This window comes from Gallaecimonas zhanjiangensis (assembly GCF_057624825.1).
In genome coordinates this window covers 1,505,294-1,517,877 of record NZ_CM172603.1, presented here as the reverse complement: position 1 = coordinate 1,517,877, position 12,584 = coordinate 1,505,294, and the positions used below count along the sequence as shown (strand labels likewise).

Sequence of the window (12,584 nt, the reverse complement as noted above, 5' to 3'; positions counted from 1 at the left end):
GAGTTGTGCCTGAGCACCCCATCTCAGGAGGAGACCATGGCCCATTCCCAACTGCTACGCCAGGTAGCGCCCACCCTTGCCGCGCTGCTCTCAGGCCCCCTGTCTGCCATGGCCGTCAGCCGCCTTAAAAACCGCCTGGGCAGTGAAGCACCGGGCAAACCTCTGGCCGAATTGCTGCGGCTAATGTTAAGCGACCCCCAGCACATCAAAAAACTGCAAGCCGTAGACAGCGAGATCAAGCAAGAGCTTAAGGGGCTCAATGTCGACCCCGCCAGCGGCCTGCCGCCGGTGAAGGCCGTGCGGCACTCCGGCCACAGCCAGTTGCCGCAAATCATCCTCAGCGTATTGTTTTTGGCGGTGTATTTTATTTTGCTGTCGTCGATGCTGGTGGTCGAAGCCAGCGACACCCTCAACATGAAAAAGGGCGACAACTCGCTGATAGGCGAGATCCAAATTCTGTTCGGGGTGCTGACCGCCGGGGTCGGGCAAATTCTCGGCTATTGGTTTGGCGGCACCGTTTACAAGCGCGAACCGCCCCAAAGCTGAGGCTGCGCCAGATAGCGCGCTTTTCACGGCCACAGGCGTTGCTGTTCGCCCTGCCATGCTTTACTCATTAGGGGATCAACCACACCCTCAAGGAATCACCATGTTGCACCGGACCGCCGCGTTGTTTTTGATGCTCGCCTCAGCCCCGGCTCTCGCCGCCGGCGTCAAAGTCACCCCCCTTGGCAGCCAGCAAGGGGAGTTTTGCCCCAAGGACAGGGCCATGGTTTTTGAAGATCCCAAGGGCACCCGCATCCTTTACGACCCGGGCATGACGGTAGCTGGCGCAAACGACCCGCGCCTTGGCAAGATTGATGTGGTGCTGGTGAGCCATATGCATGGCGACCATGTAGGCAGCGCCCATATCAAGGCCCCCAACGCCGGCTGCGCCGACACGCCGCAGATGGTCTCTGATGTGCCAGAGACCAACGCGGTTGCCATCGCGCTGGCCAAAGGCGCCAAAATCGTTACCGGCTCGGAAATGCCAGCCTTTTTCGCCGCCAAACTCAAAGCTGCAGGCGGCGACCCGCGGGACTCGGTGCTGGCCCGCTTTGGCGCTAGCGTAACGGTGGGCGGCGTGAAAATTGCCACGGTGCCCGCCCTTCACAGTAACGGCGTGGCTCCCGACCTTATCGGCGGCGAGCTAGGCGCTCAGATGAAGGCGGCCGGTATCGCCGGCGACGTGGGCCCGGCCACCGGCTATGTGCTCACCTTCAGTAACGGCCTGGTGGCTTACCTTTCTGGGGATACTGGCCTTAGCGCCGAGCAAAAGCTGGTGGTGCACGACCACTATCATGCCAAGCTGGCGGTGATGAACATCGGCGATACCTACACCACCGGGCCCAGTGAGGCGGCCTTTGTGCTGAACCAGTGGCTTGAGCCCACCTCGGTTATCCCCTCTCACGCCAACGAAGTGGCCACCCTGGGCGGCAAAGTGGTGCCCGGCAGCAAGACCGCGCGCTTTATGGACGCCACCAACGCCGACACCTTGCTGCCGCTCTCTGGCCGCACCTTGACCTTCGACAGCAAAGGCAACTGCACCGCCGGTTGTCAGTAACGCTCTGGCGCCAAGCCGTCTTGGCTGCGCGTTTTTTAAACGGCATCTAAACACCCTGGCGGCAAAAGTCTGTTTCCAGCCAGGGTGAATAGGGCACCCTCCAGAGTGGGCATGCTGTTGCCACCCCTTGCCCACTCTGGCCTGCACCCTTCCTCTTGGTTTGCAACACGCTGAAAAGCCCGCTTTTTTACGGGCCAATCGGCTGGCTCAATTAAACCAATCTGTATGATTTTTAGGGCATATTGGGACGCTGGCGACCGCAGCGACTATAACCAATGCTGATGGTTGCAACTGACTCACATAATAAGGGGAATGCAATGTCTACTGGTAAATGTCCGATGGGCCACACCTCAAAGGAAGGCACATCCAACCGCGACTGGTGGCCTAACCAGCTTCGCCTCGATATCCTGCATCAGCACTCTTCCCTGTCCAATCCCGAGGACAAAGGTTTCGATTACAAAGCCGCCTTCAACTCCCTGGATCTCAAAGCCGTCAAACAGGAGCTGCACGCCCTGATGACCGACTCCCAGGACTGGTGGCCGGCCGACTTCGGCCATTATGGCCCGCTCTTTATCCGCATGGCCTGGCACAGCGCCGGTACTTACCGTATCGCCGATGGCCGCGGCGGCGCCGGTGGCGGCAACCAGCGTTTTGCCCCGCTCAACAGCTGGCCCGACAACGTCAACCTGGATAAGGCCCGCCGCCTGCTGTGGCCCATCAAGCAAAAGTACGGCAACAAAATTTCCTGGGCCGACTTGATGATCCTGGCCGGTAACGTGGCCCTTGAGTCCATGGGTCTGAAAACCTTCGGCTTTGCCGGTGGCCGCGAAGATCTCTGGGAGCCTGAAAAAGACGTGTACTGGGGCAGCGAGAGCACCTGGCTCGGCACCGACCAGCGCTACAGCGGCGAGCGCGACTTGGAAAACCCCCTGGCGGCCACCACCATGGGCCTGATTTACGTCAACCCCGAGGGCCCTGAGGGTAACCCCGACCCGTTGGCGGCAGCCAAGGACATCCGCGAAACCTTCGCCCGCATGGCCATGGACGACTACGAAACCGTGGCCCTTATCGCCGGTGGCCACACCTTCGGTAAAACCCACGGCGCCGGGGATGCCTCCCTGCTGGGGCCCGAGCCGGAAGCGGCTGGTCTTGAAGAACAAGGCCTTGGCTGGATAAGCAAGTTTGGCTCTGGCAAGGGCAGCGACGCCATCACCGGCGGCCCCGAGGTGACCTGGACCCAAACCCCCACCCAGTGGAGCAACTACTTCTTCGAGAACCTGTTCAACTATGAGTGGGAACTCACCACCAGCCCGGCTGGCGCCAAGCAGTGGCAAGCCAAAAACGCCGACGCAGTGATCCCGGACCCTCACGGCAAGGGCCACCGCCTGCCCACCATGCTCACCACCGACTTGTCGCTGCGTGTTGACCCGGCCTACGAAAAAATCTCCCGCCATTTCTATGAAAACCCCGATGAGCTGGCCGATGCCTTTGCCCGCGCCTGGTTCAAACTGGTGCACCGGGACATGGGGCCGGTGAGCCGTTATCTGGGCCCGGAAGTGCCCACCGAAGAGCTGATTTGGCAAGATCCCCTGCCCAAGGCTAACCACAAGCTGATTGAGCCCAGCGACGCCGACGCCCTCAAAGCCACGATATTGGCCTCGGGCCTGAGTGTCTCTGAGCTGGTTTCCACCGCCTGGGCCTCGGCCTCTACCTTCCGCGGCTCAGATAAGCGCGGCGGCGCCAACGGCGCCCGAGTTCGCTTGGCGCCCCAGAAAGACTGGCCAGTTAACCAACCGGCGCAGCTGGCCAAGGTGCTGGGCAAGCTCGATGGGATCGTCAGTGAATTTAACAAGGCGCAAACCGGCGGCAAGCAGGTTTCCCTGGCTGACCTGATAGTGCTGGCCGGTAATGCTGGCGTGGAAAAAGCCGCCAAAGACGCCGGTTTTGAGGTGAAAGTGCCCTTCCATCCAGGCCGCACCGACGCCACAGCCGAGCAGACCGACGCGCATTCCTTTGCGCCCCTTGAGCCGGTTGCCGACGGTTTTCGTAACTTCCAGAAAGCCAAGTTTGCCTGCCGCGCCGAAGACATGCTGGTAGACCGTGCCCAACTGCTGACCCTCACTGCCCCCGAGATGACAGTGCTAGTGGGCGGCATGCGGGTGCTGGGCACCAATGTGGGCAACCAGCATGGCGTGCTGACCAAGACCCCCGGCAAGCTCACCAACGATTTCTTCGTGAACCTGCTGGACATGAACACAGTTTGGAAAGGCACTGACAGTGCCCAGACCGAGTTTGAAGGGCGAGACCGTAAATCCGGTGAGCTCAAGTGGACCGGCACCCGGGTTGACCTAGTGTTTGGCTCCCACGCCCAGTTGCGCGCCATCGCCGAGCTGTATGCCCAGGACGATGCTAAAGCGAAGTTTGTTAACGACTTCGTGGCGGCCTGGACCAAGGTCATGGAAGCCGACCGTTACGACCTTAAATAAGCCGCCAAGGCTTGGCAAAACGGCGCCCCAGGGCGCCGTTTTTTATGTCGGATTGAGTGCGCCCGCGCTGGCCACCACCTGGTTTCGGCCGGTGTTTTTAGCCAGATAAAGTGCCTCGTCCGCCGCTTGCAGCAAGGCGGCGCTGCTACTTGCCTGCTCCGAGCACACCACCCCGATACTCACCGTCAGCGCCATGCCTTTGGCAATGTCATCGCCATTGATGTCGGCTATCGCCTGGCGCAGCCGCTCACAAAGGCGGCAGCCGTCAGCAAGGGAGGTATCTGGCAGCAACAACGCAAATTCCTCGCCGCCCCAGCGGGCTACCAAATCCTGCTCGCGGCATTGGCTTTTTAGCAGCGCCGCTACTCGCACCAGCGCCTGGTCCCCCACGCCGTGGGTAAAGCGGTCATTGATGGCTTTAAAGTGGTCGATATCGATAAAGGCGAGGGTGAGGGGTTGATGGCGCTCGGCCCGGGCAAAGGCGGCCGACAAGGACTCATCAAAAGCACGGCGATTGGCAAGGCCGGTCAGTACGTCCTGGCGGGCTTGTTTTTCAAGGGCCAGGGCTTGGACCTGCAACTGGCCAAGGAGCTGGGACTTTTCTTGGTTGGCCTGGCGCAGGCTTTCGGTCTGGCGCTTTAGCTCGTCGGTTTTATTGGCTACCAGTTCCAGTAGCCGCAGCTCGGAGCGGCGCAAATGCCGGGTACGCCAAAACACCAGTAGCGCCACCAGCAACAGCGCCAAAACAAGAGCCAGATAGGGTGCCCAGTGGCTCTGCCACCAGTACGGCTGCTTGATGATCACCAACCTGGCTGGCAGGCTCCAATCACCACCGCGGTTGGCGGCCTCGATACTGAGCACATAGCGCCCCGGCGCCAGGTTGGTAAATTCCAGTTGGTCAACGGTGCCGTTGTCATGCCAATCGCTGTCAAAGCCCTCCAGGCGCGAACGGTAATGAAGCGCGCTTGGCAAAATAAAGCTGAGCCCAGCAAATTTGACCTGCAGGCGCTGCACCGTCGGCGCCAGCACCAGCTTGCCGGTAAGGCTGTGGCTCTGGCCATCCACCCACAGCCCTTCGATTGCCACTTCGGGAATATAGTGCCCCACTTCGTCGAGCCGTGAAGGCTGGACATGGCTGGCGCCAACGGCAGTGGCTATCCAGATATCGCCACCTCGCCCCTCAATCACGGTGGGGTTGGAGCCGCCATTGGCCTGGGCGCTGAGCATGCCGTCGCTTTCGCCATAAAGCACCGGTTTGAGCTTTGGCTCGATGCCATCGGCCACGGCGTTGGCATCACTTTCACTGACCCGCAAAATGCCTCGGTTGCTGGTCAGCCACAGGTTATGTTGCCGGTCGATAAAGACTTGGAAGTATTTATCAAAGGGCAATCCCTGCTGGCGGCCGATAAAGGCGCTCTTGCCGCTGCCAGCATCGAGGCGCAAAAGGCCCCGGTCGGTGGCTACCCAAAGCCGCTTGTTGGCCGGTTCGGCATAAAAGCCAAAGGCGTACTCGGCCTTGTCATGCTGGCGAATGGGTACGGCTTTAAACCCCTTGCCATCGAAGGTGCCAAGGCCGGTGCCGGTGCCAATCCAGAGCCGGTTATCAAAACGGGTGAGCGCCACCACAAAATTCCCTGGCAGGCCGTCACTGCTGCCAAAACTTTTGATACCGCTTTGGCTGACCTGGTTAAGCCCTTGAGAGGTGCCCACCCAGAGGCTGCCGTCGGCTTCGGGCAACAACGCCCGCACCTCGTTAGAGCTAAGGCCGCTGTCCCGGTCTAAAAAGAGGCTCGCCTTACCATGCCGGTAACGATAAAGCCCAGAGGCGTAAGTGCCCACCAGCAGGCTGCCGTCCGTATCAAAGGCCAGGCTCAAAATGGATTGCTTTTGCATCACCGTCTCCACCACCCGGGCCTTGCTGGGTGAGTAACGGTTTAGGCCGCGGGCCGTGCCTATCCAGATATCGCCGCTCGGGTCTTCAAGGACGGTGCGCACATAGTTGCCAGACAGCCCCACATCGGAAGTAACCGCCGAGAACGGCGAGTTGCGCAGCCGCAGCAGGCCGCCGTTGGTGCCCACCCAGATACTGTGTTCCCGGTCTTCAAAAAGCCCCAGCGCTCTGTTGCTGGGCAGGCCAAAGGACATATCCAGATGCTCAAGGCCGTAGCGCTGGCTGAGCCGGTAAATACCTCGTTGTACCGTACCCACCCAGAGGCTGCCCTGGTGGTCGGCCAGCAGTTGGGTAATGGCCAGGTCCAAGAGCGCTGGTGCCACTGGCTCGGCCCGGTTGCCACTCAGGCGGTATAGGCCGCGCTCACTGCCGATAAGCAATTGGCCTTGGTAATGCCGTAAATCAAAAACCGGCACCTCTGGCACCCCGTTAACGGCCGAGACATTGCCCGCCCGCCACAGCGCTAGGCCTTTGGCGGTGCCAATCCAGATACCGCCGTTATCGGCCTTGACCATGCTGTAGATGGCGTTACTGGGCAGGCCATCGGCGGTGGTCCAGCGGCTAACCTGTTGTTGGCTGTCAACCCGAAACAGCCCGCCCCCTTCGGTGCCCACCCAAATGGCGCCTGCCTCATCGGCCCAGACCCGGTTAATCAAAAAGCCAAGCGGTTTATAAGCCTGCCAATGGCCATCGGTCACGGTAGCAAGGCCGCCCCGGGCGCCGCCGATAATAAGGCGGCCCTTGGTATCCACATAAACGGCGCGAATACCCGCATCCGGCAGTCCGGTACCGGCATCACGGCCAAAGACTTTGAATTCCTTGCCATTAAAGCGGGCTATCCCCTCCCAGGTGGTTAGCCAAAGATAACCGTCCGGGGTTTGGGCAATGCTGTTGATGGTGTTATGGGGCAGGCCCTCGCGGGTGGTCCAAACCGATTTGAAATAGTGGCTCAGCGGCGCCATGGCCGAAGCGGGGGCAGCGACAGCCTGGCCGGCCCAGAACAGACAAATTGCGGCAAACAGCCGTAGGCGACAAAGCGGGCTCATGAGCGGTGGCAGGGTCCTGCTAAAGCGAATCGCGATAATGTGTAACAAAGCTTAACAATAATGGATTTCAAACCGATGGCACAGACCGGACACTGCGGTTATTTCGCCTTTGGCCGCACGATTTTGGCATTTCCTTATTCATTGCAGCGCTTTTGGGTAGAAAACCAGCATTCACTTGACAGAAAAAGCCAGGTAGAAATACCCAAAGACCCTGGCAATAAAATAAGAGAACTTAAGGCAATGCCTGATAAAACCCCTTGGGTAAAGATTTATGACGATGCTTGGGATGATGCCATTGTCGGTAACATAGAAGGGTTGCAGGCCTTAAAGGCGGCCATCGACGAGGCGCTAAGCACCGGCTGCGCCGAGGTTGCCGGGCGCTTTGAGAGTGACTTTGGCATGGTGGCGTTGGATAACAGCAATTGGCCAGCGGCCAAGACCAGAGTCGTAAGCAACAAATGGGGATACCTTTTGCTGCCGGCGCTCTTTATTTGGGCGGTGGTTTTACCGCTGCTGGGTCTTTGGAAGATAGCCGGCGCTTTTTAACGACAGGGCCCCTTAATAGGGCAGCAGGAGCCAATGGATGAACCCCGCCAAAGTGTCTCGGGATAACCTCAGCCGCCTCACCGATTTACCCAATATCGGCAAAGCCTCGGCCGAGGACTTACGCCTCTTGGGGATTTTCAAGCCAGAAGATGTAATAGGCCAAGACCCTTTGGCGCTGTATCAGCGTCTTTGCCAGCTGACCGCTAGCCGCCAAGACCCTTGCGTGCTGGACGTGCTGATGTCGGTGACAGATTTTATGGCAGGGGGCGACCCCCAGCCCTGGTGGGTCTTTACCGCGCAGCGAAAGCGCCTATACCCGGCGCTGTAACGGCTTATTCCCCTTTACCGGCCTTGCCCGTCATCTGGGTCCAGAACGCTTTTTGCATCTCCTCGAAGGCCTTCATGTTGGCGCCGCCAAACCAGTTTTTGGCCAGGGCCTGGGGGTCCATTTCATTAAGGCCGGTGCGTAGCCGCTCTTCAAATTCGGCCATCATCGAGGCCTGCAGCGGCTTGAGATCTGGCAGCCCCAAAAACGCCCGGGCTTCTTCAGGGGTGCATTCCACGTTGATGGTGACCTTCATCACGGCTTCCTTTTTTGGATAAAAACCTTGCCTTCAAGCTAGTGCATCGCCAGGGCCTTGGCAATGCAAGCGGTTGTTGGTAAAAGAAAAATGGTAAACCGCAAGGAGGAATGCCAATGCTATGGATGCTCGCCTTCTGGCTAACCGCCGCGCTGCTGCTGGCGCCGCTGCCTTTTAAGCTGGTTGCGCTTTGTCGCGGCTCGAAGCCGCGGCCCCAAAAGGTGGTGGCCGAAGAATGGGCCAACACCCTGTGGCTGGTGGCAGGGCTAATTCCTTTTGCCAGCTTTGTGTTTGCCACCCCGGCGCTGCTGGCGCCCTGGTGTTGGCAGCTGTGGTTGGTTATCACCCTAGCCCTGTCGCTTTGGGCGCCGCTTCGCTCAGCCAAGCTACGTTTCGCCAAAGCGCAACTGGGCGCCGGTAACGCCAGGCTCCTTGCTATATTCAGCACCCTGCTGCTGATGCCAATGCTGGTGGCGGTGTTTCGTTACGCTTTTTAAACACTTTGAAACCCTTCGCATTTCCCGCTGGGCGCCTACTCGCGGTAGAGTCAAAAAATAACAAGGAGACGCCATGAACCGTTTTTCACGCCATACCCCCTGGACCAAGGTGATGGCCGGCCTGCTGTTTCTCGATGCCATCGGCGGCCTGATAGAGGCCAACAGCGCATTTAGCGACATCATCGCCAGCGATCGTTTTCACGGCGCCATGCTGATTGTGTTGCCGCTGTTAAAGGTGCTGCTGGGCTACCTGGTGGTGCAGCGCCAACGCCGCGCCCTGAGCCTTAGCGCCATCCTCTATGGCCTGCAAATTCTTGGCGTGAAGCTAGGCGGCGTTTTTATCGCCTTAAGTACCTACCGGGCAGTCGGAGTGATGATCATCCAAGACAACAGCCATATCGCCATCGACCTCTCGGCGCTGGTGCTGTGCGCCATCGCCATCAAGGCCTGGCGCAGCGCGGCCGCCCTGCCCGCCAAGATACCGGCCTACCCCGCCTGAGATGGCCATTAGCCTCGGCCTTTACGTTAAAAAACGCACCGGCCTGCCGCTTGGGGCCAAAGGCTCCCTTGGCCAGATGCTAAGGCGGGCCTTTGGCGCCGGCTCCTTTGACCGCTTTTGGGTCTATTGGAACCCTATTTTCAGCTACTACCTGGGGTATCGCCTGTACCGGCCTTTGGCCCGGTATATTCCAGCGGCCCTGGCGCTGTGGTTAACCTTTGTGGGCTGCGGCGCATTGCACGACGCCGTCACCATGCTGGTGCGCGGCAGCGGCGCCTTTTTGTTCACGCCCTGGTTTGCCCTGATGGGGCTGCTGGTAGCGTTCAGTAAAACCCTGCCTCTTGGCTATGGCGCCAGCCCTTTTTGGCTGCGCGCCTTGATTAACCTCACCTTGATTGCCCTGTGCCTGGCGTTGGTGCTGGCTCTTGGCCTGACCTTTTAGGAACCCCATGCGCTACCAAGGACGCCTTAGCAATTGGAACGATGACAAAGGCTTTGGGTTTGTCGAGCCCAATGGCGGCGGTGAGCGCGCTTTTGTGCATATCTCGGCCTTTACCGGGCCAAGCCGCCGCCCGGTTGAGGGCGACCTTATCCATTACGAGGTGGTCAAAGACGACAAAGGCCGCCGGCAGGCGCGCGCGGTACGCCTGGTCAGGGATAAAAAAACGTCTGCCCATCGCCCGGCCAAAAGTGGCGGCTTGGGCTCGGCCTTGGGATTGGCGTTTTTGCTGGTCATCATCGCCCTTGGGGCGCTTAAAATAGTGCCGATGGCAATAGCGGGCCTTTATATCGGCGCCAGTTTCATCAGCTTTGCGCTCTACGCCCGGGATAAACACGCCGCCCAGCGCGGCTACTGGCGCACCCCGGAGAACACCTTGCACCTTTTTGCGCTGGCAGGGGGCTGGCCGGGCGCCGCCATGGCCCAATATCTTTTTCGCCACAAATCAAAAAAGACCGCCTTTCGCGTGGTGTTTTGGCTGACGGTGGTGGCCAATATCGCCGGGCTTTACTGGCTAAACGGGCAGCTTGTCAGCCAATAGCCTTTGTGGCACACCATGGCGCCATGGTTTTTATTTAAATGACGCACCGGCATGACGGCAGCGCTGTAGCCAATCAGGGAAGGGACAGTAATGGCAGACGACAGCCCCCAACTTAGCGAACGGCAGCTCGAGATCTTGGAATTGGTCAGCAAAGGCTGCTCCAACCCCGACATCGCCAAATTGCTGAACCTCTCGCAAAACACCGTCAAGACCCACCTGTCCAATATCCTCAAGCAGTTAAACCTGAGTAACCGCACCGAGGCCTCGGTATGGTTTGAGCACCAATCCCGTACCGCCGCCCTTGGCGAACGTATGGCGCTGGTGCTCACCTGCCAGGGCCAATTGGCCGCCACCGCCCAGTTTGTCACGGCACTGACCGATGCCCTGGCCCGCTTTGAGCTAATTCACCTAAGCCAGGGGCTGGCTGATACCGGTTACAGTTTGCGGATAGAAGACACCCCCGATGCCCGCCAGCGGCTGGTACTGACCTACCAGGAACCCGGCCCGCAGCAATACCTGCTGTGGACGGGCCCTGCCATCAGCGCTGGCAGTGAAGAGACGGTGCTGCACTACGCGGCGCTTATCGTCGCCAAGATGCAGGGCAACCAGGCCACCTTGAGCCGCGCCGAGAGCCGCATGCCGAGCGGTTTTGAGGCCCTTTACAGCGCCGAGTTTAAACTGCGCCACCGCAGTACCGAGCAGCTTTTGGAGGCGCGCAGCCTGATGGTGCAGCTGCGCCGGCGCTACCCCCAATGGCCGCTGATGCACTGCTTTAACGTGCTGGTGCTTTATGTGGCCATGCTTGAAGGCTGCCTGGAAGCGGCGCCGGAGCGCCTCGAAGAAATGGCCGCCAGCGCCCAGCAGGCCTGCAACATGGCCCCCGACTCGGCCTATGCCCACCTCGCTTTCACCCTCTATTGCATGGTCAGCCAGCGCCATGACGAGGCGCTGGTGCATATTCGCCAGGCGCTTATCATCAACCCGGCCATGGAATATGCGCTGTTTCTTATTGGCCAGGTCTTGGCCCTTAACGGCCGCTACCAAGAAGCCCAGGCGAGCTACGACCGCTACCTCAGTATCTTCCCGGACGGCCACCACTCGGGGCGCTGTTATGCCGGTAAAACCCTGATTTACTACTGGGCCGGCGACTACCCCGAGGCCAAGCGTCTGGCCCGCCAAGCCATGCTCTATAACCAGACCATCCAGGCCGGTTTGCAGTTGGTGCTTTTGAGCATTGCGGTGCGGGAAAAAGACGACGCCCTGGTGGCCACCATGGCCGAGGCCATGAAAACGCAAATGGCCAGCCCGGACAGCCGGCTGGCCAATGTGCAAACCCTGGTGGCGGCGGTGATGCCGCCCGCGGAGGCGGCGCGCTTTTTTGCCGATTTGGCGTTAGCGGGGGTGCCTATTGTCCGTAGCCCAGGGTGATCTGCCCTTCATCACTCAGGTTTTTGCAGTCGTCCTTAAGGCAGGCCGGGGTAACGAAGGCGCTTTGATAATCGGCGGCCTTTCTCAGCAGCCGGGTGCGGGTGCTGAGATCGGTGTCTTTTAGCAGCTTGACCACCAACTTGGCCGCGTCGTTGAGCAGGTCTTCTTCCAGGCTGCGGCCAAGGCTTGCCCCGAGGTTCAGCGCCGGCTCCTGCAGGTTAAGGCCCCGGGTGACCTCGGCCAGTTCGTCATCCGCCAAGGCCTTGGCCTCTAGTGCGGGGAACTGGCGTTTTAGCATGTCCATGGGGTTGGCCTTTTGCACCAGGGCGCCGCGCTTGAATTTGAGCTCATAGTCGCTACCGGCATCTTTAAAGGCCACCGCCACGTATTCGGAGCAGACAAAATGGGCGTTGTCGCCCCGGTTAAGGCGCTGATCGATGGCATAGAAAAAGTGCTTAAGCAGCTGCAACGCCAACCGCTCCTTGGGGCCGTTTGGCAGGATGTTCTCCACCACCAGCAGCACCCCGAGCATCACCAGCCAGGCTTTGTCGTAAACGGCGCGGCCAATGTAGGACTCGGCGCTTTGCACCACCGGTGCCAAGGAGGGTTTTGCCATGCGCCGCACATACCAGCGGGCATAGCGCGGGTCGTCAGTGTTGTCGTTGTCGGCAATGCTGGTCAGGCCCACACCGCTCAGGGCCGCGTCTATCAACTGGTATTTGCCATCGGCCGATTTGCCCACAAAGAGCGCACTGTGGCTGACATCAGAGTCGGTAAGCAGCGTAATCAGCTCGGTCAAGGCGCGGGTGGGGTTGGAGGCGCGAAGGTCGCCCACCATCACCAGCACGTCGCCGGGCACCAGGTTTTCAAGGGTCAGTTTGGTTGCGTTTTCCATAGCTCGGTTCCTTTA

The 12,584-nt window shown here is 59.8% G+C and carries 13 protein-coding genes; 10 read left to right on the top strand and 3 right to left on the bottom strand.

Annotation, left to right across the window (positions count from 1 at the left end):
* Positions 1 to 36 precede the first annotated feature (36 nt).
* The 3 genes from AC22G1_RS07170 to katG all read left to right on the top strand — a co-directional run bounded on the left by AC22G1_RS07170 (position 37) and on the right by katG (position 4,086).
* Positions 37 to 546 carry a hypothetical protein gene (locus AC22G1_RS07170; RefSeq protein ID WP_487316149.1) on the top strand — a complete coding sequence of 170 codons (510 nt, stop codon included), beginning with the start codon at positions 37 to 39 and terminating at the stop codon, positions 544 to 546.
* 100 nt (positions 547 to 646) lie between these two features.
* Positions 647 to 1,600, top strand: a complete 954-nt coding sequence (locus AC22G1_RS07165; RefSeq protein WP_487316148.1) for an MBL fold metallo-hydrolase — start codon at positions 647 to 649, stop codon at positions 1,598 to 1,600.
* Positions 1,601 to 1,917: 317 nt separating this feature from the next.
* Positions 1,918 to 4,086: a catalase/peroxidase HPI gene (gene katG / locus AC22G1_RS07160; protein WP_487316147.1), complete on the top strand. Its 2,169-nt coding sequence runs from the start codon at positions 1,918 to 1,920 to the stop codon at positions 4,084 to 4,086.
* Between the two features lie 42 nt (positions 4,087 to 4,128).
* Here katG and AC22G1_RS07155 read toward each other — a convergent pair whose 3' ends face one another.
* Positions 4,129 to 7,083 carry a diguanylate cyclase gene (locus AC22G1_RS07155; protein ID WP_487316146.1) on the bottom strand — a complete coding sequence of 985 codons (2,955 nt, stop codon included), beginning with the start codon at positions 7,081 to 7,083 and terminating at the stop codon, positions 4,129 to 4,131.
* Positions 7,084 to 7,143: 60 nt separating this feature from the next.
* On the opposite strand from AC22G1_RS07155, the gene AC22G1_RS07150 reads away from it, so the two are divergent.
* Positions 7,144 to 7,629, top strand: a complete 486-nt coding sequence (locus AC22G1_RS07150; protein WP_487316145.1) for a hypothetical protein — start codon at positions 7,144 to 7,146, stop codon at positions 7,627 to 7,629.
* A gap of 37 nt (positions 7,630 to 7,666) precedes the next feature.
* A complete protein-coding gene (locus AC22G1_RS07145; protein ID WP_487316144.1) occupies positions 7,667 to 7,957 on the top strand; it encodes a helix-hairpin-helix domain-containing protein in 291 nt (96 codons plus the stop codon).
* A gap of 4 nt (positions 7,958 to 7,961) precedes the next feature.
* Here the strand turns inward: AC22G1_RS07145 and AC22G1_RS07140 are convergent, their stop codons facing one another.
* A complete protein-coding gene (locus tag AC22G1_RS07140) occupies positions 7,962 to 8,210 on the bottom strand; it encodes a DUF6489 family protein (RefSeq protein ID WP_487316143.1) in 249 nt (82 codons plus the stop codon).
* A gap of 116 nt (positions 8,211 to 8,326) precedes the next feature.
* On the opposite strand from AC22G1_RS07140, the gene AC22G1_RS07135 reads away from it, so the two are divergent.
* The 5 genes from AC22G1_RS07135 to AC22G1_RS07115 all read left to right on the top strand — a co-directional run bounded on the left by AC22G1_RS07135 (position 8,327) and on the right by AC22G1_RS07115 (position 11,674).
* A complete protein-coding gene (locus AC22G1_RS07135; RefSeq protein ID WP_487316142.1) occupies positions 8,327 to 8,707 on the top strand; it encodes a hypothetical protein in 381 nt (126 codons plus the stop codon).
* A 73-nt stretch (positions 8,708 to 8,780) separates the two neighbouring features.
* The gene (locus AC22G1_RS07130) at positions 8,781 to 9,206 is read left to right on the top strand and encodes a hypothetical protein (protein WP_487316141.1); all 426 of its coding nucleotides are present in this window, start codon (positions 8,781 to 8,783) and stop codon (positions 9,204 to 9,206) included.
* Between the two features lies 1 nt (position 9,207).
* Positions 9,208 to 9,648, top strand: a complete 441-nt coding sequence (locus AC22G1_RS07125; protein WP_487316140.1) for a hypothetical protein — start codon at positions 9,208 to 9,210, stop codon at positions 9,646 to 9,648.
* A 7-nt stretch (positions 9,649 to 9,655) separates the two neighbouring features.
* A complete protein-coding gene (locus tag AC22G1_RS07120) occupies positions 9,656 to 10,246 on the top strand; it encodes a DUF1294 domain-containing protein (RefSeq protein ID WP_487316139.1) in 591 nt (196 codons plus the stop codon).
* Between the two features lie 90 nt (positions 10,247 to 10,336).
* Positions 10,337 to 11,674 carry a LuxR C-terminal-related transcriptional regulator gene (locus AC22G1_RS07115; protein WP_487316138.1) on the top strand — a complete coding sequence of 446 codons (1,338 nt, stop codon included), beginning with the start codon at positions 10,337 to 10,339 and terminating at the stop codon, positions 11,672 to 11,674.
* On the opposite strand, the gene AC22G1_RS07110 is transcribed toward AC22G1_RS07115, so the two are convergent.
* Positions 11,652 to 12,569, bottom strand: coding sequence for a hypothetical protein (locus AC22G1_RS07110; RefSeq protein ID WP_487316137.1), 918 nt, complete (start codon positions 12,567 to 12,569; stop codon positions 11,652 to 11,654). The two genes, AC22G1_RS07115 and AC22G1_RS07110, sit on opposite strands and share 23 nt — an antisense overlap.
* Between the last annotated feature and the right edge of the window lie 15 nt (positions 12,570 to 12,584).